Origin of the sequence: Phytobacter sp. RSE-02 (genome assembly GCF_040578655.1) — a bacterium.
In the GTDB taxonomy this organism is placed as follows: Bacteria; Pseudomonadota; Gammaproteobacteria; order Enterobacterales; family Enterobacteriaceae; genus Phytobacter; species Phytobacter diazotrophicus.
Window position 1 is genome coordinate 26,527 of record NZ_JBEULY010000007.1, and the last position, 23,019, is coordinate 49,545.

The 23,019-nt window shown below is 55.7% G+C and carries 19 protein-coding genes; 13 read left to right on the top strand and 6 right to left on the bottom strand.

Annotated features, from left to right (window positions below):
• Nucleotides 1-73: 73 nt before the first annotated feature.
• Together ybbP and ybbA are read right to left on the bottom strand one after the other, a co-directional pair.
• The gene (ybbP, locus tag ABU190_RS15750) at nt 74-2,488 is read right to left on the bottom strand and encodes a putative ABC transporter permease subunit YbbP (protein ID WP_334749317.1); all 2,415 of its coding nucleotides are present in this window, start codon (nt 2,486-2,488) and stop codon (nt 74-76) included.
• Nucleotides 2,485-3,171 carry a putative ABC transporter ATP-binding protein YbbA gene (ybbA, locus tag ABU190_RS15755; protein WP_071195803.1) on the bottom strand — a complete coding sequence of 229 codons (687 nt, stop codon included), beginning with the start codon at nt 3,169-3,171 and terminating at the stop codon, nt 2,485-2,487. Before ybbA ends, ybbP begins: the two co-directional genes overlap by 4 nt.
• On the opposite strand from ybbA, the gene tesA reads away from it, so the two are divergent.
• From tesA to ABU190_RS15790, 7 genes are all read left to right on the top strand, one after another.
• A complete protein-coding gene (gene tesA / locus ABU190_RS15760; RefSeq protein WP_125125191.1) occupies nt 3,139-3,765 on the top strand; it encodes a multifunctional acyl-CoA thioesterase I/protease I/lysophospholipase L1 in 627 nt (208 codons plus the stop codon). The genes ybbA and tesA overlap by 33 nt on opposite strands.
• Before the next feature lie 28 nt (nt 3,766-3,793).
• Entirely contained in the window at nt 3,794-4,564 is a 771-nt protein-coding gene (locus tag ABU190_RS15765) for an SDR family oxidoreductase (RefSeq protein WP_110296092.1), read from the top strand.
• Nucleotides 4,565-4,622: 58 nt separating this feature from the next.
• Nucleotides 4,623-5,477, top strand: a complete 855-nt coding sequence (locus ABU190_RS15770) for a co-chaperone YbbN (protein ID WP_041852440.1) — start codon at nt 4,623-4,625, stop codon at nt 5,475-5,477.
• Nucleotides 5,478-5,562: 85 nt separating this feature from the next.
• On the top strand, nt 5,563-6,480 hold the full coding sequence (locus ABU190_RS15775) for an SPFH domain-containing protein (protein WP_271850326.1): 918 nt from the start codon (nt 5,563-5,565) through the stop codon (nt 6,478-6,480).
• Nucleotides 6,477-6,935 carry an NfeD family protein gene (locus tag ABU190_RS15780; RefSeq protein WP_041852442.1) on the top strand — a complete coding sequence of 153 codons (459 nt, stop codon included), beginning with the start codon at nt 6,477-6,479 and terminating at the stop codon, nt 6,933-6,935. Before ABU190_RS15775 ends, ABU190_RS15780 begins: the two co-directional genes overlap by 4 nt.
• A 22-nt stretch (nt 6,936-6,957) precedes the next feature.
• Nucleotides 6,958-9,114 (top strand): hypothetical protein, encoded by a 2,157-nt coding sequence (locus tag ABU190_RS15785; protein WP_354691799.1) that lies wholly within the window; start codon nt 6,958-6,960, stop codon nt 9,112-9,114.
• On the top strand, nt 9,084-9,785 hold the full coding sequence (locus ABU190_RS15790; RefSeq protein WP_071195806.1) for a DUF3142 domain-containing protein: 702 nt from the start codon (nt 9,084-9,086) through the stop codon (nt 9,783-9,785). Before ABU190_RS15785 ends, ABU190_RS15790 begins: the two co-directional genes overlap by 31 nt.
• Here the strand turns inward: ABU190_RS15790 and cueR are convergent.
• Nucleotides 9,769-10,191: a Cu(I)-responsive transcriptional regulator gene (gene cueR / locus ABU190_RS15795; protein ID WP_354691800.1), complete on the bottom strand. Its 423-nt coding sequence runs from the start codon at nt 10,189-10,191 to the stop codon at nt 9,769-9,771. The two genes, ABU190_RS15790 and cueR, sit on opposite strands and share 17 nt — an antisense overlap.
• A gap of 108 nt (nt 10,192-10,299) precedes the next feature.
• Between cueR and copA the strand changes: the two genes are divergently transcribed.
• The 3 genes from copA to ybaK all read left to right on the top strand — a co-directional run bounded on the left by copA (nt 10,300) and on the right by ybaK (nt 14,352).
• Nucleotides 10,300-12,801 carry a copper-exporting P-type ATPase CopA gene (gene copA, locus ABU190_RS15800; protein WP_354691801.1) on the top strand — a complete coding sequence of 834 codons (2,502 nt, stop codon included), beginning with the start codon at nt 10,300-10,302 and terminating at the stop codon, nt 12,799-12,801.
• An 84-nt stretch (nt 12,802-12,885) separates the two neighbouring features.
• Nucleotides 12,886-13,686, top strand: coding sequence for a TraB/GumN family protein (locus ABU190_RS15805; RefSeq protein WP_354691913.1), 801 nt, complete (start codon nt 12,886-12,888; stop codon nt 13,684-13,686).
• A gap of 186 nt (nt 13,687-13,872) precedes the next feature.
• The gene (ybaK, locus tag ABU190_RS15810) at nt 13,873-14,352 is read left to right on the top strand and encodes a Cys-tRNA(Pro)/Cys-tRNA(Cys) deacylase YbaK (RefSeq protein ID WP_041852448.1); all 480 of its coding nucleotides are present in this window, start codon (nt 13,873-13,875) and stop codon (nt 14,350-14,352) included.
• Between the two features lie 81 nt (nt 14,353-14,433).
• On the opposite strand, the gene ushA is transcribed toward ybaK, so the two are convergent.
• Nucleotides 14,434-16,086, bottom strand: a complete 1,653-nt coding sequence (gene ushA, locus ABU190_RS15815; protein WP_041852449.1) for a bifunctional UDP-sugar hydrolase/5'-nucleotidase UshA — start codon at nt 16,084-16,086, stop codon at nt 14,434-14,436.
• Between the two features lie 168 nt (nt 16,087-16,254).
• On the opposite strand from ushA, the gene ABU190_RS15820 reads away from it, so the two are divergent.
• Nucleotides 16,255-17,475, top strand: coding sequence for an MFS transporter (locus tag ABU190_RS15820; RefSeq protein WP_354691802.1), 1,221 nt, complete (start codon nt 16,255-16,257; stop codon nt 17,473-17,475).
• 232 nt (nt 17,476-17,707) lie between these two features.
• Nucleotides 17,708-19,384 carry a YbaL family putative K(+) efflux transporter gene (gene ybaL / locus ABU190_RS15825; RefSeq protein ID WP_041852451.1) on the top strand — a complete coding sequence of 559 codons (1,677 nt, stop codon included), beginning with the start codon at nt 17,708-17,710 and terminating at the stop codon, nt 19,382-19,384.
• Between the two features lie 139 nt (nt 19,385-19,523).
• Here ybaL and ABU190_RS15830 read toward each other — a convergent pair whose 3' ends face one another.
• Nucleotides 19,524-20,828, bottom strand: a complete 1,305-nt coding sequence (locus ABU190_RS15830) for an inosine/guanosine kinase (RefSeq protein ID WP_110296098.1) — start codon at nt 20,826-20,828, stop codon at nt 19,524-19,526.
• A 158-nt stretch (nt 20,829-20,986) separates the two neighbouring features.
• Here ABU190_RS15830 and aes point away from each other — a divergent pair, with 158 nt between their 5' ends.
• Entirely contained in the window at nt 20,987-21,952 is a 966-nt protein-coding gene (aes, locus tag ABU190_RS15835; RefSeq protein WP_354691803.1) for an acetyl esterase, read from the top strand.
• Here aes and hemH read toward each other — a convergent pair.
• A complete protein-coding gene (gene hemH / locus ABU190_RS15840) occupies nt 21,949-22,911 on the bottom strand; it encodes a ferrochelatase (protein WP_041852453.1) in 963 nt (320 codons plus the stop codon). The two genes, aes and hemH, sit on opposite strands and share 4 nt — an antisense overlap.
• Nucleotides 22,912-23,019: the final 108 nt, after the last annotated feature.

The window sequence follows — 23,019 nt, forward strand, 5'->3', positions numbered from 1 at the left end:
TAGTTAGCAATTTGTGCACTTAAAAAAAGACACGCCGATTATTTAACCGACGTGTAATCAAAATGACATGGTTTTACTGGTTAAACTGGCGGAACAGCGCTTTCCCTTTGAGTAGCCGTGTGCCCAGCCAGCCACCGCATGCGGATAACAAAACGGCGCCGCACAGCGGTAACGTTACCCACAACCGCCAGTCCGGCTCCCAGGGGAAATCAAAGACTTTTGTTTGCAGCACCGCCAGCGCCGTTTCCGCACCGATCGCCGCCACCAGCCCGGAGACAAGCCCGAGCAGGGCAAATTCACACCACAGCGTGGTGCGTAACAGTCGCTTGCCGGCGCCGAGCGTGCGATACACCACAAGTTCCTGATGACGCTGGCGCATCCCCACCTGCACCTGGGCCAGCAACAGCAGCACGCCGCACAGGGTGACCAACACAACCATTACTTCCAGCGCCCGACTCACCTGCTCCAGCACCTGACCAACCTGTTTTAAGATAGCGCCAATATCCAGCAGGCTGATGGTGGGAAACTCGCGGTTAAGCTGGGTCAACATACCGTTGCCATTCTGCCAGCGGAAACTGGTCAGCCAGCTTTGCGGCTGTCCGTCCAGCGCCCCCTGCGGGAAAATAAAGAAGAAGTTGGGACGCAGACTTTCCCAGTCCACTTTGCGCAGGCTGGTGACTTTAGCGCTGAAATCCTGGGTATCACCCATAAAGGTCACGCTGTCGCCGAGCTTAAGTTTGAGGCGTTTTGCCAGTTCTGCTTCGACCGAGACCTCACCGGGTTTTGGCGGCCAGGAGCCTGCGGTAACCGGGTTGTGGTTTGCATCCGCCCCCTGCCAGGTCAGATTCAATTCGCGGTTCAACGCCTCATCCGGGTTCCCTTCCGTACTTTGACCGTTTATCTGCGTCAGTCGGGCACGCACGATGGGCCAGAACGCCTGGGTTACCACCTGGTGCTCAGAGAGAAACGCTTTCACCGGTTCGACCTGCTCCGGGGCAATATTAATGAGGAAATAGTTCGGGCTTTCCGGTGGAAGCTGTTGCTGCCAGCGGTCGAGCAGATCGCCACGCAGCACCAGCAACATTGCCAGCAGCATGAATGACAGCGAGAAAGCCGATAACTGACTCAGCGTCGACCACGGCTGGCGCAGCAGACGATTGACCGCCAGACGCAGCGGCAATGTTTTGAGAGTAAGCTTTTTCATCACCCGCAGCAGCAGCCAGCCGACTACGCCGCACAGCAATGCCAGAACCACCGCCCCCGCCAGCACCGACCACAGCAGCATACTGGCCCCCATCAGCCAGGCCAGCAGCAACACAGACACGATACTGATAACGGGAATATAAAATTTCAGCGGCCAGACATCGGCGACAGCGTCACGCCGCAATACCCGCAAAGGCTGCGTTGCCAGCAGCAAGCGCCAGGGCCGTATCCCCACCAGCAACGAAATCACCAGCATGGCGCCAATCGACCAGAGCCACGGCCAGCCGCTGGCGGCAGGGAGTGCCACCGGCAGAACCGGCTTGAGCAAGATCAGCAGGATTTTTTCAAACAACAGCCCCATCGCGCCACCGGTGATGGACGCCAGCGCGAGCACCATCAGCCACTGGCCGATGATCAATTTGCGTAACTGCGCCCTGCTCGCCCCCAGTGTTTTGAGAATGGCCACCAGGTCGTAACGACTGCGACAATAGTGCCCCATCGCGACAGCCACCGCCGCGACTGACAGCAGCAGGGTTAACAACGCCGACAGCAGCAAGAATTGCTGGGAGCGCTGTAATGACTTGCCGAGCGCGCCGTCATCCTGCTCAAGGCCATACCAACGATGTTCCGGCTTAAGCTTCGGCAGTAACCATTTTTCGTAGGCCTCCAGTTGTGCGGGTGTCCCGGCAAATTTTACCCGCCAGGTGACACGGCTTCCCGGCTGTACCGCTCCTGTTTTCGCTACATCCGCCGTATTCATTAATAATCGCGGCGCCATTTCGAACGGGTTAAAACCGGAATCCGGCTCCTGCACCACCTCCCCGGCGATCCGCAGCGTGGCATCCCCCACATCAATCGAGTCGCCGGTTTTCAGGTTTAGCAGCGCCATCAGCCGTGGGGCCAGCAGCACCGTTCCGGCCAGCGGTTTGACCGCAGGCGGCGTGGTTTGCAGGTCGCCATAGAGCGGATAACTGTCATCCACCGCTTTCACGTTTGCCAGTTGTGGTGTGTCACCGGCGAAGGTCATAGTGGCAAATGAGATTTGCTCGCTAACTTTAAGCCCCTCTTTTCGCGCCTCTTCCAGCCACGCCTGCGGAATTTCACGTGAACTGCGCAACGCCCTGTCGCCAGCCATAAACTCGCGGCTCTGCTGGCTTAATCCTTTTTCCATCCGGTCGCTGATATTGCCCAGCGCCAGCACACAGGCCACCGCCAGGCTTAGCGCCAGCCAGACAATGAGCAATGAGGGAGAGCGCCATTCGCGCCAGAACCAGCGGGCGATCATGCTTCCTCCCGCAGTTCGCCGTTCACCAGACGTAATCGTCTGTCGCAACGCGCCGCCAGTTGAGGATCGTGCGTCACCAGAATCAGGGTGGTGCCATATTGCTGGTTCATCGAGAAGAGCAAATCAGCAATCTTATCGCCGGTCTGCCTGTCGAGGTTGCCGGTGGGTTCGTCGGCAAACAGCAGCGCCGGGCGGCCATTAAACGCACGGGCCAACGCCACACGCTGTTGCTCGCCGCCGGAAAGCTGCGCGGGAAGGTGATCGAGACGTTTCCCCAGCCCCAACTCTTCCAGTAACCCTTTAGCACTGGCACGACTCTGCGCGCTGTTTTCACCCCGCAGCAGCGCCGGAAGCTCGACGTTTTCCAGCGCATTCAGGGTGGGGATCAGCATAAAAGACTGGAAAACAAAACCGACGTGCGCGGCACGTAACTTTGCCCGCGCCTCTTCATCCATCGCGTGAAGCGGCTGGCCCAGCAGGTTCACTTCGCCGCTACTGCCATCATCAAGCCCGGCAAGAATCGCCAGCAGTGTTGACTTACCCGAGCCTGATTCACCAATCAGGGCGATGGTTTGCGCCCGTTTGACAACAAGCTCAACTCCGGTGAGGATGGAAAGTTCATGCTCCCCCTGACCGACGGACTTCTTAAGATGATGAACTTCAACAATGTTTTCCGCTGGCATTTGGCCTTCCTGTTTTTGCTTCTGTTTAGCCTGCGTGCCGCCGCTGCGGACACGTTACTGGTTCTGGGAGACAGCCTGAGCGCGGGCTATCGCATGGCGGCCAATACCGCCTGGCCTGCGTTGCTCAATGAGAAGTGGCAACAAAAACCGCCCGTCATCAACGCCAGCATTAGCGGCGACACCTCGCAACAGGGGCTGGCACGCTTACCCGCGCTGCTTAAAGAGCATCAGCCTCGCTGGGTGTTGATTGAGCTGGGAGGTAACGATGGTCTGCGCGGCTTTGCGCCCCAACAAACAGAACAAACGCTGCGTACTATTTTGCAGGCGGTAAAAGCCGCAAACGCCGAACCCTTGCTGATGCAAATACGGCTGCCCGCCAACTATGGACGCCGTTATACTGAGTCATTCAGCGCCATCTATCCTAAGCTCGCCAAAGAGTTTGATATTCCTCTGTTGCCGTTTTTCATGGAAGAGGTCTATCTCAAACCCCAGTGGATGCAGGATGATGGGATCCACCCAAACCGTGACGCTCAGCCTTTTATTGCCGACTGGATGGCGACCCGGTTGGCTCCATTAGTTAATCACGACTCCTGATTTATCAGGGACGCTTTCAGGTAAAGTTATGCAAAAAACGATCTTAATAACAGGATGTTCCAGCGGTATCGGTCTGGAAAGCGCCCATGAACTCAAGCGTCAGGGCTTTCGCATCCTGGCGGCCTGCCGCAAAAGCGAGGATGTTGCACGTATGAATCAGGCCGGATTTACCGGCGTACTGTTGGATCTCGACCTCCCCGAAAGCGTAGAACGTGCCGCTGACGAGGTCATTGCCCTGACGGAAAACCGTCTGTATGGCATTTTTAATAATGCGGGCTTTGGCCTGTACGGCCCGCTGTCCACCATCAGCCGCGAGCAAATGGAAAAACAGTTTTCCGCCAACTTTTTTGGCGCACACCAGCTCACCATGCGTCTGTTACCCGCCATGCTCCCGCACGGCGAAGGCCGCATTGTGATGACGTCCTCGGTAATGGGGCTGATTTCGACCCCTGGTCGTGGCGCTTATGCGGCCAGTAAGTACGCCCTGGAAGCCTGGTCCGATGCGCTGCGTATGGAACTGCGCCACAGCGGCATCAAGGTCAGCCTGATTGAGCCGGGCCCTATCCGCACCCGCTTTACCGAGAACGTCAACCAGACGCAGAGTGACAAACCGGTGGAAAACCCCGGTATTGCCGCACGTTTTACCCTCGGCCCGGAGGCGGTCGTCGCCAAAGTACGCCATGCTTTTGAAAGTCCGAAACCCAAACTGCGTTATCCGGTCACGGTCGTCACCTGGGTGGTAAGCCTGCTGAAACGCATACTGCCGGGACGCGCAATGGATAAAATTTTACACGGGTGAGTTGAAGGCACAGCGCCTGTCCCCATGTATCAATAAACACTTAAACAGAGAATGACCCATGTCTGTACAGAACATCGTCAACATTAACGAAGCAAACCTTCACCCGACGCTTGAACAGTCAATGACCACGCCGGTGCTGTTCTATTTCTGGTCCGAGCGTAGCCAGCACTGCCAGCAGTTGACCCCGGTGCTGGAAAGCCTGGCGGCGCAATATAACGGGCAATTTATTCTGGCGAAGGTGGACTGCGATGCTGAGCAGATGCTTGCCTCACAGTTTGGTTTACGTGCGATCCCAACGGTTTACCTGTTCCAGAACGGCCAGCCGGTCGACGGTTTCCAGGGGCCGCAGCCGGAAGAGGCCATACGCGCCCTGCTGGATAAAGTCCTGCCGCGCGAAGAAGAGTTAAAAGCGCAACAGGCCATGCAACTGATGGAAGAAGGCAAACATGCCGAAGCGCTGCCGCTGTTGAAAGAAGCCTGGCAGTTATCGCAGCAGAACAGTGAAATCGGCCTGCTGCTGGCGGAGACGCAAATTGCGCTCAACCGCTCTGATGATGCCGAAGCGGTGCTGAAAACCATTCCGCTGCAGGATCAGGACACCCGCTATCAAGGGCTGGTGGCGCAAATCGAGCTGCTGAAAAAAGCCGCGGACACCCCGGAAATTCAGCATTTGCAAGAGCAGGTCGAGAAGAACCCGGCGGATGCGCAACTGGCAACGCAACTGGCGCTGCAACTGCATCAGGTTGGCCGCAATGAAGAGGCGCTGGAGCTGCTGTTCAGTCATCTGCGTAAAGATTTAGGCGCAGCAGACGGTGAAGCGCGCAAAATGTTGCAGGAGATCCTGGCCGCGCTGGGTACCGGCGATGCACTGGCCTCGAAATACCGTCGCCAGCTCTACTCCCTGCTTTACTAGTCCCGCCCGCTAAATTTGGGGATCGCGCTGTTAAGATCCCCAAATTTGGTTAGAATGACATCAAATTAAACAGGAGGTTTATTTGATGCTCATCGTCATCCCCGTTCTTATCTTCGTCGCGCTGGTCATTGTAGGCGCGGGTGTCAAAATCGTTCCGCAAGGATATCAGTGGACGGTAGAACGCTTCGGTCGTTATACCCGCTCGCTCCAGCCAGGCCTGAGCCTTGTGGTACCGTTTATGGACCGTATTGGTCGTAAGATCAATATGATGGAGCAAGTTCTCGATATCCCTTCCCAGGAAGTCATTTCCAAAGATAACGCCAACGTCACCATCGACGCGGTGTGTTTTATTCAGGTTATCGACGCCCCGAAAGCCGCCTATGAGGTGAGCAACCTGGAACTGGCGATCATTAACCTCACCATGACCAACATCCGTACTGTGCTCGGCTCGATGGAGCTCGACGAAATGCTCTCTCAGCGCGACAGCATCAACACTCGCCTGCTGCATATCGTGGACGAAGCCACCAATCCGTGGGGTATCAAAGTCACCCGCATCGAAATCCGCGATGTTCGCCCACCGGCGGAGCTGGTCTCTTCCATGAACGCCCAGATGAAAGCCGAACGTACCAAGCGTGCTTACATCCTGGAAGCCGAAGGGATTCGCCAGGCGGAAATCGTCAAAGCAGAAGGTGAAAAGCAGGCCAAAATCCTCAAAGCCGAAGGTGAACGGCAGTCGGCGTTCCTTGAAGCAGAGGCCCGTGAACGTTCGGCAGAAGCAGAAGCACGGGCGACCAAAATGGTCTCCGAGGCGATTGCGGCGGGCGACGTGCAGGCAATTAACTACTTTGTGGCGCAAAAATACACCGAAGCGCTGCAACAAATTGGCTCTGCTAATAACAGTAAAGTCGTGATGATGCCGCTGGATGCCAGCAGCCTGATGGGCTCGATTGCCGGGATCGCGGAGCTGGTAAAAGACAGCACCAGTGAACGGAAAAAACCATGATAGCCGTGCTCTTTGAACATGCCTACATTTTCTGGTTAAGTCTTGGCGGCCTGCTTCTGGCCGCTGAGATGCTCGGCGGCAACGGCTATTTGCTGTGGAGCGGCGTGGCGGCAGTGGTCACCGGCCTGCTGGTCTGGCTGGTTCCGTTCGGCTGGGAATTACAGGGGGTGATCTTCGCGGTACTCACGCTTATCGCCGCCTGGCTGTGGTGGCTGTGGCTATCCAGACGGGTACGTGACCAGAAACCGGCAGATGCGTCGCTTAATCAGCGCGGACAGCAACTGGTGGGCCGCCGTTTTATCCTCGATAATGCGCTGGTCAACGGGCGCGGGCACATGCGGGTGGGAGACAGCTCCTGGCCGGTGAGTGCCGGATCAGATTTACCGGCAGGAAGCAAAGTAGAAGTTATCGCCGTCGAAGGCATTACGCTGCACATCAAAGCTGCGGTCGAATAATCGTAATAATACGCAAGGAAAGATGGTGAAAAAAAGCCACCTCACGCTGGGCCTGTGCCTCTCATTTGCCACCAGCAGCGCTGCGCTGGCGTCAATGGATATGGATTCTTGTGCCTGGGCGAGCCCGGGCTGTTTTCTGGTCAGCCCGCCGGTTCTTGGCGTGGCGAACGATACCCGCGATAACCTGCTGCGACTGCTGGATGAGCAAAAAGGCTTTTCATCCCTGCGCCAGCCTGTCCCGACGGATATTACCCGCAGTCGGGATTTCTATTTCGGCATGCATATGCTGGATTACGATCCCCCGGTGGATGACGACTCGGACACGACGCCTGGCGAGGATCCCCTCAGCCAGCAAATCGCGACCCTGGGCCTTGACGCCGAGGCAATCACTCACCTGACGGCGTTGCAGGACGAAAACGAAAACCGCTTTGTGTCGCTCAATAGCGATACGCTATCGGATTTTTTCGCCGCGCTGCTGGCCGATACAACACTGACCCCCGAGCAACGTCAGACGCTGGCGAAGACGCGCCTGCTTGTCGATGGCAGCAGCAATGCTCAGGAAGAACTCAACAAACTCACCGTACCGGAAGGCTCTGCCGCTGCGTTTCGTGACTATTTGCAGGCCGCAAACCAGTTTTATGCCGGGAATTACACCGCAGCCAGGCAGAGCTTTACCGCCCTTAGCACGAACCCGCAGCCGTGGATCGCCGAAACCGCCAGCTATATGCTGATGCGTAACGCGCTCAACGCCAGCAGTGAAAATGCCAACGGCGAATACGGTGATTTTGACGTCACCAAAGTGGATAAAACCCTGGCGCAACAGGCGCGGGACAGCGCGGATACCTACCTCAAAAAATGGCCGCAGGGAAAATACGCCGACTCAACACAGGGGCTGCTGCGCCGTATCAACTGGTATCTGCAGGACTGGAATACGCTGGCAACACTCTATGAACAGATTCTGCCACAGGCTGCCGACAGCGATGCGCTGAGCGCTCTGATTAACGAAAGCGACAATAAGTTGCTCAGCAAAGACCTGACCTGGGCAGACAGCTATTTTCTAAGTGCGCCCGATGCGTCGCTGCTGACCTTTATCCAGACGCTCAGGCTGATGCGCGATAATCAGTGCGAAAATCACGCCCACTGTGTCGATCAGGCGTATCTCGATGGCCTTAAAGCCGATTTCGAAAAAAACAAACGCGCCGATCTGTGGAACTATTTGCGCCTGATGCTCGCTTACAACAAGCAGGATTACGCGACGGTGGTGAAAGACATTACTCCGGCGCAGAGCCTGCCCGAGCACAATATCCTCGCGTTTAGCGAACAGGTGCTCTACGGCGATGCACTGATGGGTCAGCAGCAATGGGATGCCGCACGCGATCACTGGCTGCACCTGCTGGATCTCAGCAAAGATGTTGAGCAACAACAGTTACTGCAGGCGAAGCTGGCGGCCACGCTGGTCAACAGCAATGCGCTGGAGAAGATTTTCGCTCCCGATAGCCGCGTAACGAATCTGCGCTATCGCTCACTGGTGCTGAAGACCAAAGCCACTCCTGAACTGTTACGCCAGCAGGCGGGCAAGGGGCCAAACAACGAAGAGCGCACCATTGCCCTGCATACCTTACTGACGCAGGATCTGGCACAGGGCCACTATGCCGACTGGTTGCAGGATAAATCCCTGCTCACGGCCATCACCGCCGCCATTTCCGGCGAAGCGTTTGACGATGTGGATGTCAGCGTCTTTAAATGGACAGGCACAGACCCGGAAAAAGCCTATGCCTGCGCATCGTTGAATGACACCGTTGGCGTGCTGAGCAAGAATCCGCAGGATGGCCATGCCCTTAACTGCCTGGGTGAGTTTTTCCGCACCACGCAAACCGAAGTCAGCCTGGCGAAAGACCGTGGCGGCAACGATGCGCTGGATGTCGCCACACGTCAGGACGATTTTTCCGGAAAACCACATCGTCTGGCGTGGTACCAACAGGTGATTAATGACACGAAGGCCGAACCGGAAGACAAGAGCTATGCGCTTTACCGCGCGGTGATGTGCTATGCGCCATCGGGCTACAATGATTGCGGTGGCGAAGATGTCGATAAAGCCGTGCGTAAAGCCTGGTTCCTGCAACTCAAGCGCGAATATCCAGGAAGCGTATGGGCGAAAAGCCTCAAGTATTACTGGTAATCGCCTTTATCAGTTCCCTGTTTATGTCTGTGGCGAATGCCGCAGACGGGCAGGATTTTTGGTTATGGTCGGGCGTTAAGACAGGTGACGCACTGCGCGACGCCCGCACCGTCTATCTGCATCAGGGCGATGTGATTGCCCTTTCAGGCACCGCTGTATTTGAACGCAAAGGATTACCGGTTAGCCGCCTGACGTTTCCCCATATCTGGCTGACCGTGCGCCTGACGACGCTGGATGTTTCTGATGAGATGCTGGCACGCCTGAACCGTCTGTTACTGCGCTGGCAGGCCGCCGGTAACAACGTGACGGGTCTGCAGATTGATTTTGATGCCGCCACACACCGCCTCGATCATTACGCGCAGTTTCTGCACCGGTTGCGGGAAATCCTCTCTCCGCAGTTCGCACTGGGCGTGACGGGGCTGCTGGACTGGGCGAAAACCGGCAGCGTGAAAACGCTGAACGCCCTGCCGGTGGATGAACTGGTGGTGCAAAGCTATCAGGGGCGCAACACCGTCGAGGATTATACCGCCTACCTTCCTGCGCTGGCCGGGTTACGCATTCCGTTTAAAGTCGGACGCGTGCAAAACGGCGTCTGGGATCCGCAAGAGGAACAGCGCCTTGCCGCCTCGCCATGGTATCGCGGCACGGTGATCTTTATGCTGAACCCTTAGCGTGTGCCTTGTGATGGCAGCAGCCGGAAAGATTATCAATAATCGGGCAGTCGGCGCTGTCATCACCAGGGCAGGATTCCGCCAGCGACACAAGCTGCTTGCGCATCGCTTCAAGTTCGACAATATGACGCTCAATTTCCGCCACTTTTTGCAATGTGCGGGCTTTGACATCCGCGCTGTGACGGGCCGGATCGTTAAACAGATTCACCAGTTCGCCACACTCTTCGAGGTTGAACCCCACCTGGCGCGCCTGGCGTAGCAGCGTCAATTCATTGATGTGTTGCTGCGTGTAGCTGCGGTAGCCGTTTTCCCCGCGCAGCGGCGGCGTCACCAGCCCCTTATCTTCATAAAAGCGAATCGCTTTGCTGGTTAAGCCGGTCTTTTTCGCCACAATACTGATATTCACCTTTCCCCCTTGACCTTCCCCTTGATGGAAGGTTTAACCTGTTACACAGTTAGTACATGTAATTAATCAGGTCAATCTTTATACGACCCATCATACAGGAAATTAATTATGTCTCACATTACAGAGCTGGAGCTGGACGGACTGTCCTGCGGCCACTGCGTTAAACGTGTTAAAGAGAGTCTGGAACAACGTGCTGACGTTGAGCAGGCAGACGTTACCCTTACCCATGCGCAGATCACCGGCAGCGCCGACGCTTCGGCGCTTATCGATACCATCAAGCAAGCCGGGTACGGAGCGAGCATTAGCCACCCAAAGGCTAAACCGCTGGCAGAGTCATCAACCCCGTCGGAAGCACTGACAGCGGCCACCCCTGAGCTTCCGGCAACGGATGACCTTGATGACAGCAAACAACTGTTAATCAATGGCATGAGTTGCGCCAGTTGCGTCTCCCGCGTACAGAAAGCCCTCCAGGCGGTTCCGGGCGTTACGCAGGCACGGGTCAATCTGGCGGAGCGCACTGCGCTGGTGATGGGTAGCGCCTCCGCACAGGATTTAGTGAGCGCCGTCGAAGGTGCCGGTTACGGTGCGGAAGCCATAGAAGACGACGTAAAACGCCGCGAACGTCAGCAGGAAACGGCCAACGCGACCATGAAACGTTTTCGCTGGCAGGCCATTGTCGCCCTGCTGGTCGGCGTACCGGTGATGGTCTGGGGGATGATGGGTGACAATATGATGGTCACCGACGCCAACCGCTCCCTGTGGCTGTTTATTGGCCTGGTGACGCTGGGCGTGATGATTGTCGCGGGCGGCCATTTTTATCGTAGCGCGTGGAAAAGCCTGACCAACGGCACCGCCACCATGGACACCCTTGTGGCGCTCGGTACCGGTGCAGCCTGGCTTTACTCGATGAGCGTAAACATCTGGCCGCAGTGGTTCCCGATGGAAGCACGCCATCTCTATTATGAAGCCAGTGCGATGATCATTGGTTTGATCAACCTCGGCCATATGCTGGAAGCGCGTGCGCGCCAGCGGTCCTCAAAAGCGCTGGAAAAATTACTCGATCTGACGCCCCCCACCGCCCGTGTGGTAACCGAAGAGGGAGAGAAAATGCTCCCCCTCGCCGACGTTCACCCCGGCATGACGCTGCGTTTAACCACCGGCGATCGGGTGCCTGTCGATGGAGAAATAAGCCAGGGCGATGCCTGGTTTGATGAAGCCATGCTCACGGGCGAGCCGATTCCCCAGGAGAAAAGCATTGGCGATGCCGTGCACGCCGGAACGGTGGTACAGGACGGTAGCGTGCTGTTTACCGCCAGCGCGGTAGGCAGCCAGACAACGCTGTCGCGCATTATTCGCATGGTGCGGCAGGCGCAAAGTAGTAAACCGGAAATCGGGCAACTGGCCGATAAAATTTCGGCGGTGTTTGTGCCCGTCGTCGTAGCGATAGCCCTGCTCAGCGGCGCTATCTGGTATCTCTTCGGCCCGGCGCCGCAAATCGTCTATACGCTGGTCATTACCACCACGGTTCTGATTATCGCTTGCCCTTGTGCATTAGGGCTGGCAACGCCGATGTCGATCATTTCGGGCGTGGGTCGCGCGGCGGAGTTTGGCGTGCTGGTGCGCGATGCCGATGCGCTGCAAAGAGCGAGCACTCTCGACACGCTGGTGTTTGATAAAACCGGCACCCTGACCCGCGGCAAACCGCAAGTTGTGGCCATCAAAACAGCGAATGGCTTTACCGAACACCAGGCGCTGCGCTTTGCCGCCGCGCTGGAACAAGGCTCAAGCCACCCGCTGGCGCACGCCATCCTCGAAAAAGCGGGCGCTGAGGCGTTGCCGACGGTGCAGAACTTCCGCACGTTGCGCGGCCTTGGCGTGAGCGGCGAAGCAGAAGGCAGTCGCTTACTGCTCGGCAACCAGGCGCTGCTGTCGCAACAGCAGATCACCATACGCGAACTGGAAGACGAGATGGCCTCCCAGGCAGCGCAAGGTGCCACCCCGGTACTGCTGGCAGTTGATGGCAAAATTGCCGCCCTGCTCGCCATTCGCGATCCGCTGCGCGAAGACAGCGTCAACGCCCTGCAACGCCTGCATCTTGCTGGCTATCGCCTGGTGATGCTGACCGGGGATAATCCCACTACGGCTAAAGCCATTGCAAAAGAAGCCGGGATCGATGAAGTGATTGCCGGGGTTTTACCGGATGGTAAAGCCGAGGCCATTGCCAAATTACAGCGCGAAGGTCGCCGTGTGGCGATGGTCGGTGACGGCATCAACGATGCCCCGGCGCTGGCTCAGGCCGATGTTGGTATCGCCATGGGCGGCGGGAGTGATGTCGCGATTGAAACTGCCGCCATCACCCTGATGCGCCATAGCCTTACGGGCGTTGCGGACGCGCTGGCTATTTCGAAGGCGACGCTGCGCAACATGAAACAGAACCTGCTTGGCGCGTTTGTCTATAACTCGCTTGGTATTCCCATTGCCGCCGGGATCTTATGGCCGCTGACGGGAACCCTGCTTAACCCGGTGGTGGCGGGGGCCGCGATGGCGCTCTCCTCCATTACCGTGGTCAGCAATGCTAACCGCCTGCTGCGCTTTACGCCGAAAGACTGACTGCGGCCGCCCCGCCATCCGGCGGGGCAATTGCACCTTTCTCCCCTACGCGCTAGCATGGCGTTTTCATTTCAGGAAGCGCGTATGGGCCTGTTTGACTGGTTAAAAAGCTTTTTTCGCACGCGCCGTTACCCATGGCCCGCGGTGGATATTACGCTGTCGGGCAATCGCCATCTGCATCTGATTGGCAGCATCCATATGGGTACCCAGGGGATGTCCCCCCTGCCCGCCCAACTGCTGCAAAAACTGCGCAAAGCCGATGCGCTGATTGTTGAAGCCGATGTCGCCAGCAGCGGTTCACCCTTTGCCGATATCCCCGATAGCCCACCCCTGGCCGAACGCCTGAGCCCTGCGCTTCTCACCCAGTTGAGAGAAACCATCGAAGGTCTTGATCTGTCGCAGAGTGAGTTTGAAACGCGTCCCGCCTGGCATATTGCGCTGGTGTTACAGGCCATGCAGGCACAGCGGCTGGGCCTTCGCCCCGACTACGGCATCGATTATCAGTTGCTACTGGCGGCGCGTCAGTTCTCAACGCCGGTGATTGAACTGGAAGGGACGGAGAACCAGGTCGCAATTTTGCGTCAACTGGCGGATGGCGGTCTTGAACTGTTACAGGATACGCTGACCCACTGGCGTGAAAATGCGCGGCTGCTGCAGGTGATGATGAGCTGGTGGCTGGACTCGCCACCCATCAGTGAGCCGCTGTCGCTACCGTCGACGTTTAGTCAGTCGCTGCATGATGTGCTGATGCATCAGCGTAACCGCGCCTGGTGTGAACGGCTGCTGGCGTTACCGCCGGGGCGTTATGTGGTCGCCGCAGGTGCGCTGCATCTGTATGGTGAAGGGAATTTGCCGTCGCTGTTAGTGCAAAAAAATGGCCAATAAGATTATTGGCCCGTCAAAGAGGAATTTCAGTTTTTATAGTTATACCGAAGCTCGTGCTTCGGACTAGCGGATTGTCGCTCAAACTTTTCGCCACTGCCAATACTATTGCGCAAGATAGTACTATTTTTGCGTGATAAATCGGGCGTAAGCTGGCTGCGTGAAATTACTGTGGTTTGAAGGATTGCTATGACTCCCGCCGTTAAGTTATTAGAAAAAAACAAGGTTCCTTTCCAGATACACACCTATGACCACGATCCGAACGAGACAAACTTTGGAGACGAGGTGGTCCGCAAGCTCGGTCTGAATGCCGATCAGGTGTACAAAACGCTGCTGGTTGCGGTCAATGGCGATATGAAACAGTTGGCCGTTGCGGTGACGCCGGTTGCCGGGCAACTGGATCTGAAAAAGGTCGCGAAAGCATTGGGTGCGAAGAAAGTGGATATGGCCGACCCGATGGTGGCACAGCGCACAACCGGTTATCTGGTGGGTGGTATCAGCCCACTGGGGCAAAAGAAACGTTTGCCTACGCTGATTGACGCCCCTTCACAGACATTCGCCACTATTTTTGTCTCCGGCGGCAAACGCGGGCTGGATATTGAACTGGCGGCGAGCGATCTGGCAAAAATGCTGGACGCGAAGTTTGCCGATATCGCCCGCCGGGATTAACCGCTCAGCGCAGGTTTTCCCCTCACCCAGGCCCTCTCCCCAAAGAGGAGAGGGAACAGGACAAGAGGATCTACTTGAGTGTTACTGCCAGCTCACCTCACCCTTCGGCTCGTAAGCATTCGCATCCAGCGGCGAGTTCTGCTCAATAAATTGCTTAAGCACCTCGGCATCAATAAAGCCGGTATTGACATAACCCGGTTTATTATCAATGCGCGGATAGCCGTCACCACCGGTGGCGTTAAAGCTTAACGTTGCCAGACGGTAGGTTTTCGCCGGGTCGATAGCCTCACCTTTAATTTTCAGGTCGCTCAGTACGCCGTTCTTCGCCACGAACCCGACATTGGCAAACTGCGGATAAGCACCGGAATCCGGCTTCATTTTCGCCACCGCAGTGAGATAGTCCGTCAGCTCTTTACCGCTCATGTCCGCATAGACCAGGGTGTTGCCAAAAGGCTGTACTTTCAGCACATCTTTATAGGTAATAGCACCCTCTTCAATGGAATCACGCACACCGCCGCCGCTCATTACTGCCAGGTCGGCATTGGTACGCGCCATCTGCCCGGCCAGAATCAGACGCGCCAGATTGGTCTGTACAAAGCGGACTTTACTGCGGTCGCCTTCGAGGTGGCCGTTGGTATTGCCGATTTTAACCTCGAGCTGCGCTTTACCTTTATTCTGGAACGGCGTCAGCAGGGAGAGCATTTGCTGGTTTTCCTGAATTTCCGGGGTAAAGAGTACGCGCTCACTCTTGCCGTTATCGTAGGTGACTTTCTTCTTGAGGTTCACCGGAATCAGTTGATAATTCACCAACTTCATTTCGCCATTACGAAACTCAAAGTCTGCACGTCCTACGTACTTGCCCCATTCGTGGGCCTGAACAATCCAGATACCATTCTGCTTATCCGGCGCACAGGGCGTACCCGGTACGTAATTCACCTGCTTTTTGTTTTCCGATGCCATGCACACCGGGTCTTGTGAGTGACCACCCACAATCATCGCCAGCGACCCGGCAGGCAGACTGCGCGCCATTTCCACATCGCCCGGCGCATTGGAACCGTGCTCACCATTGTCATAGTGCCCCATGTGGGTGGTGGCAAGGATCACATCCGGCTTCTGGGTTTGTTGCAGCTCTTCAATCACCAGCTTTGCTTCGTCCGCCGGTTTGCGGAACTCGATATCGGTAAAATACTCGGGATTACCGATTTTTGCCGTGTCATCGGTGGTTAAACCGATCACGGCGATTTTCAGCCCTTGCCTGTCAAAAATCATCCACGGTTTAAAAAGACGCTCACCGGTGCTTTTCTGATAGATATTGGCGGAGAGGAACGGGAATTTGGCCCACTTTTCCTGCTGGCGCAGCACGCTCATCGGGTTATCAAACTCGTGATTGCCCACCGCCATTGCGTCGTAGCCAATCAGATTCATGCCGCGAAAGTCAGGTTCTGCGTCCTGCAGATCGGATTCCGGCACGCCGGTATTGATGTCGCCGCCAGAGAGCAACAGGACGCTGCCACCTTCAGCCGCCACCTCTTTGCGGATCCCATCCACCAGCGTTTTTTGTGCTGAGAGGCCGTACTCGCCATAATCGTTGCGCCAGAAGTGACCGTGATGATCGTTGGTATGGAGGATGGTTATCTTATAGGTTTTGTCCTGCTCATAAGCCTGAGCCGAACCACTTGCCAGAGTAAAGGCGGCCAGCAGCGCCAGCACCATGCTCTTTTTTAACAATTTCATGCTTCTCTCCCTGATTCATTAACAACCGCAAAAGTACTGTGCTCTGAAAGAATAGACAAATAAGTTTTCAGAATTGCGACTTCCTTCAAACCTTATCCGCAGGTATGTTAGCCAGATAACTATTTCAGTTCTGACAATTCTTACATCGCTCAACCTGACAGAGTATTTATGGCAATCAGTGAAACTCCTCAGCCACTGCCCCCGTCTTCCGGGGCAGTCCCTAAGGCGCGCACCGCCTTTGGCATCCTTGGTGCGATTAGCGTTTCCCATCTGCTTAACGACATGATCCAGTCGCTGATTCTGGCGATTTACCCGCTGCTACAAAATGAGTTTTCTCTCTCATTTTTACAGATTGGGATGATAACCCTGACTTTTCAGCTTTCGTCATCATTGCTACAGCCGGTTGTCGGTTACTGGACGGATAAGCATCCGATGCCCTGGTCGCTTCCTGTCGGCATGTGCTTTACCCTCAGCGGCCTGGTTCTGCTGGCGCTGTCGGGCAGTTTTGAAACAGTGCTGATTGCCGCCGCACTTGTGGGCACGGGATCGTCGGTGTTCCATCCGGAATCCTCTCGCGTGGCGCGTATGGCCTCTGGCGGACGTCACGGGCTGGCACAATCTATCTTTCAGGTAGGCGGGAATTTCGGTAGCTCGCTTGGCCCTCTGCTGGCGGCCATTATCATTGCCCCTTACGGCAAAGGTAACGTCGCCTGGTTCGTGCTCGCGGCGCTGCTGGCTATCGTGGTACTGGCGCAGGTGAGCCGCTGGTATGCCGCACAGCACCGGGTCAACAAAGGGAAAAAAGCGGCGACGGTAATCAATCCACTGCCGCGCAATAAAGTGGTTCTGGCAGTGTGCATCCTGTTAGTGCTGATTTTCTCGAAATACTTCTATATGGCGAGTATCAGCAGCTATTTCACCTTTTATCTGATGCATAAGTTCGATTTATCCGTCCAGAATGCGCAGATTCACCTGTTTATCTTCTTGTTCGCCGTTGCGGCAGGCACGGTGATTGGCGGGCCTGTCGGCGATAAGATCGGGCGAAAATATGTGATTTGGGGCTCTATCCTTGGCGTTGCGCCTTTTACCCTGCTTTTACCCTACGCAACCTTGTTCTGGACGGGTATATTGACGGTGATCATTGGTTTTGTGCTGGCATCCGCGTTTTCCGCCATCCTGGTTTACGCTCAGGAGCTACTTCCAGGGCGTATCGGTATGGTTTCCGGGCTGTTTTTTGGTTTTGCCTTTGGTATGGGTGGGCTTGGAGCAGCAGTACTTGGGGTCGTTGCCGACCATACCAGTATCGATCTGGTCTATAAAATCTGTGCTTACCTGCCCTTATTGGGGATATTGACCATATTCCTGCCCGATAATCGCCATAAAGCGTGATTTCCCTCCGGCCAAAGCCTGGCTTTGGCCTCATACTTCTCAGGCAAACATGCACTTACAACGAGATCTCTGCTCTCTATAGCCGGGTTGCCGTTTAATTTCACCCAACGTGCCATTTTCTTCAGAATTCAACGATTATTCATGAACACGATGCTTAAAATTGTCATAAACTGTAACCTGGGTTTTGGTTAATAAACCAAAATGGATCCACGCATCAACGAAAGGAGACGGAATGCATCACGCCACACCGCTTATCACCACCATTGTCGGCGGGCTTGTTCTCGCTTTTATCCTCGGCATGCTTGCCAATAAACTTCGAATTTCTCCTCTGGTGGGTTATCTGTTAGCGGGTGTGCTGGCCGGACCTTTTACGCCAGGTTTTGTCGCCGATACCAAGCTGGCGCCGGAACTGGCGGAGCTAGGCGTGATCCTGCTGATGTTCGGTGTGGGGCTACATTTCTCTTTAAAGGATCTGATGGCGGTAAAGTCCATCGCCATTCCCGGAGCGATAGCGCAAATTGCCGTCGCCACGCTCCTGGGTATGGCGCTCTCCGCAACATTAGGCTGGTCGCTGATGACCGGCATAGTGTTTGGGCTGTGTCTTTCCACCGCCAGTACCGTGGTGCTGCTGCGTGCGCTTGAAGAACGACAGTTAATTGATAGCCAGCGCGGGCAAATCGCCATCGGCTGGCTGATTGTCGAAGACCTGGTGATGGTCCTGACGCTGGTTCTGTTACCCGCCGTTGCCGGAATGGTGGAAAAAGGCAATGTGGGGCTGGCGACGCTCGCCGTCGATATGGGAATAACCATCGGTAAAGTGGTCGCCTTTATCGCCATTATGATGCTGGTGGGCCGCCGCCTGGTGCCGTGGATTATGGCGCGCAGCGCGGCAACAGGTTCTCGCGAACTTTTTACCCTTTCGGTTCTGGCACTGGCGCTCGGTATCGCTTTCGGGGCTGTCGAGCTTTTTGATGTCTCCTTCGCACTGGGTGCATTTTTCGCCGGGATGGTATTGAATGAATCCGAACTGAGCCACCGCGCCGCACACGATACCCTGCCGCTGCGTGATGCCTTCGCAGTGCTCTTCTTTGTTTCCGTGGGCATGTTGTTTGACCCCATGGTACTGATTAATCAACCACTGGCGGTGCTGGCCACGCTGGCAATTATCATTTTCGGTAAATCGGTTGCCGCTTTTTTCCTTGTTCGCCTGTTCGGTCACTCGCCCCGTACGGCCCTGACTATCGCCGCCAGTCTGGCGCAAATTGGTGAATTTGCTTTTATCCTTGCCGGGCTGGGTATGGCGCTGGATTTACTGCCGCAGGCAGGGCAAAACCTGGTGCTGGCAGGGGCAATCCTCTCCATTATGCTGAACCCGGTGCTGTTCACGCTGCTGGAAAAATATCTCGATAAAACCGAAACGCTGGAAGAGCAAACCCTCGAAGAAGCCATTGAGGACGAGAAGCAGATCCCGGTGGATATTTGCAATCATGCGCTGCTGGTGGGTTTTGGTCGTGTCGGCAGCCTGTTAGGCGAGAAGCTGATGGCCCAGGGGATCCCGCTGGTGGTCATTGAGACATCGCGCACCCGCGTGGATGAACTGCGCGAGCGTGGCATTCGTGCCGTGCTGGGGAATGCGGCCAACGAGGAGATCATGAATCTCGCGCATCTGGATTGCGCCCGCTGGTTGCTGCTGACGATTCCGAACGGCTATGAAGCGGGCGAGATTGTCGCAACAGCGCGCGAGAAGTGTCCGAACATTGAGATTATCGCCCGCGCCCATTATGACGACGAGGTGGAATACATTGTCGAACGTGGCGCAAACCAGGTGGTGATGGGCGAACGAGAGATTGCGAACACCATGCTGACGTTGATTGAGAAGCCCCCCGTTGTTGAAGCGATGACCGGGTAAGGGCCTGGCCGCCTGATGCCCTCACCCCGCCCTCTCCCACAGGGAAAGGGCAAAAACCGTAGCCCGCACGCACCTCCGATTGGTAACCCGGATAAGCGCCAGCGCCATCCGGGAAGCCATTAAAAGGCTTCGCACAGAACTACCGTGACCAGTAAGACTCTTCCAGGCTATCTTCACGCTCCGGCAGCCCGCGGGACAAACGCGGCGCATGCTGGTTCAATACCTGATAGCTCACACGGTTGGCATATTTACAGACCTGCGCCAGCGACGAGTAAGTCAGCCAGGTAAACTGGTGCTTACTGGAATTTGGCACATTGATACGGTGGTAATTGTTGGCGGTGATATCATGCAACAATGCCGCCAGCGCGCCATCTCCCGCCCCGTTGGTATTCATGATTTTTTCCGGACCGCCCATGTACGGGGCAATATGCGAATAAATGCGTAGCGGCTGCTGGCAATCTTTATGGCGCATCGCGCGGCTAAATTCATACTGATTAAACTCAGCAATCGCCCCTGGCAATAAAGGATGCTGCGTCTTGCGTTTCGCTTCATCTTCGGTAAAGCCGGCCATATACAGCCCCACCGGACCTGCGGTGCAAAGCACCAGATCGACCCAATCCAGCGCCTTATCCGAGGCCAGCAGCGGATCGCTTTCTCCGGTCAACGCCTGCGCCTCTTCTTCATTCATCGCCAGAATGGAGACATGTTCTTTCAGGAAGTTCTGCCACCATTGCGGGTTATCAGCAATCACATATTTCGTACCGAGCGTCAGCACCACCGGCACGTTATGCTTTTTGGCGTAAGCCACGGCCTGCATGGTAGCTTCCGGCATCGGTTCACCCGGATTACACCGCACCAGGTAAGAGGTCAGTACCAGGGCGGAGGCACCGGCGATGACCGATTCAGGAATACTTTGCGGACGCAATTGATTCATATGACCGGGGCTAATAGCGAACGTACGCTCGCCCGACTCGCTGATCAGGGTAAAACAGCGGCCTATTGCACCGTCTACGCCTTGCAGATAGTTCAGGTCGGTACGGCTTGAGGTATTGCACAGGTAACGATAGGCGTAGCTGCCAATCTCAATATTGCTGCACATCACCCCCAGTAAGACCGAACGGTCATCCGCCAGTACCGAGTAGTTGTGCATGGTATTGCCAATGGTGCCGCCCGCAAACTGATGGGTAATCAGGTTTTCGCGCACCAGTTCCTGATATAGCGCCTCGGCCACATCGTCTGCAATGACCAGAGAGTGACCCGCGCTCAGACCGTAACGGGCGATAAACGCGTCATCCACTTTCGCTTCGATATCGACCAGCGTCTGGTCAATACCCACCACCCAGGAGGCGCTGACTTCATTCTCTGGCTGAATTTGCTGCAATAACGGATCGCGGGCGTTAACGGGAAAATAGTGTTTGGATTTACGTTTACCGGGAAATTTCATGGTCATCGTTACGGGTGAGGATTGGGCGAAGAATGGTAGCACATTCCCCGCGCCTGGCGATCGGCATTACACCGCATACATGTTCAATATCGGCTACGCAGATCCCGGTTCAGGTCACCTTGCCCCTTACAATGAAGGATTATTTACCGGAGGACACCATGGATAAAGGGAATAAAATACGCGTCCTTGAGCGTATCTCTGCTGAAATGCAGCAAGTATTACACTTTCAACAGGAAAACCCGCAGCCTGAACCAGACGGCAATGATTACCCCACCCAGCGCCGGGCCTATAATGAAGAACGGCGCTACTGGAACGCCGGAGGGCCAGAGATACCAGCTAACGACGTTGACGTACCCACGCCCTATAGCACCGTTCGTACGCGCATTTACACTTCGCCAAAACCAGAGAGTCAGGAAACGCTCTTTTATCTTCACGGTGGGGGTTTTGTGCTGGGAAACCTCGACACGCACGATCGTATCATGCGACTGCTGGCGCACTATACACAGTGCACGGTGGTCGGGATCGATTACACGCTTTCACCTGAGGCGCGCTTTCCACAAGCCATAGAGGAAGCCGTAGCGGTATGCCAGTTTTATGCGCAACACGCTCACACCTTTAACCTGAATATGCGGCGTTTCGGTCTCGCAGGAGACTCTGCTGGCGCCATGCTGGCGATGGCAACCGCATTATGGATACGTGATCACAACATTGACTGCGGGCAAATGACAGCGCTGCTGCTCTATTACGGCCTCTATGGTTTACAGGACTCACGTAGCCGCCGGCTCTATGGCGGTACCTGGGATGGTTTAACCCGGAAAGATTTGCAAAGTTACGATCAGGCTTATCTGCGCGATGAACAGGATCGCGAATCACCTTATTACTGCATGTTTAACAACGACCTGACGCAGGCTGTCCCTCCCTGTTTTATCGCCAGTGCCGAATATGATCCCTTAATAGATGACAGCAAAACCCTCTACGCGATCATTCGGGAACATAACGCGCATTGTCGTTATCAAATGTATCCGGGAACGCTGCACGCTTTTCTGCATTACTCACGAATGATGGAGACCGCAGATCGTGCGCTACGCGATGGCGCACGATTTTTCTGCGAAAACAGCCGTTAGCGATATTTCTCCGTGAGACTGACCATCATCTCGATATGATCCGGGGAATCATTAAGCGCAGGAATATATTCATATTTCTCGCCGCCCGCTTCGAGGAAAAACTCACGGTTCTGCACGGCGATCTCTTCGAGTGTCTCAAGGCAATCGGCGGCAAAACCCGGGCTCATAACTTGAATATGTTTTACGCCCTTCTCACCGAGCATTTTCATGGTCTCATCGGTGTAGGGCGTTAGCCAGGGCTCGCGACCAAAGCGCGACTGGAAGGTCATCATCACTTTTTCTGGCGGCAGTTCCAGGGCTGAAACCAGCTCACGTGTGGTATCCCGGCAGCGCTGCGGGTAATCATCACCTTGATCCGCATAGCGTTGCGGAATGCCATGATAAGAGAGCAGCAGCAAGTCGGGTTCGCCATGGCGAGCAAATGAGGCACGCACGCTATTTGCCAGCGCGTTGATATAAGCGGGATCATCCGCATAGTCGCGAATAAACGAGATGCCGGGAATATGGCGTTTTGGGGCAAGGATACGCGCCAGTTCGTCCCATACCGCCGCCACCGTTGAACAGGAGTATTGCGGATAGAGTGGCAGCACGACGATATGTTCAACGCCTTGTGACTGGAGTTCCTCCACCGCGCTCGCCAGCGACGGCGAACCGTAACTCATTCCCAGCGCAACGGGGACATCAGGAAGACGTGCGGCCAGCGCGGCTTGCTGTCTGCGGCTGTAGACCATCAGCGGCGAGCCCTCTTCCATCCACACGGATTGATAGAGCTTTGCGACGCGCGGAGAGCGAATAGGCAGAATGACGCCACGCAGCAAAGGCCACCACAATAAACGGGACGTATCGACGACGCGCTGGTCGCTTAAGAATTGCCGCAGATAGCGCTTAACGGCCTCGGGAGTGGGTGCTTCGGGGGTACCAAGATTGGCCAGCAGAATACCTGCTTTCGTCTGACTCATTCGCGCCTCTTAACCATTGAACTGGCTAATGATTGTAACTGAAAAGCGCGTAAACGAAACCAATCACAGCGATTGGAAGATTATCCCCGGCGAACACCGGGGATAGTG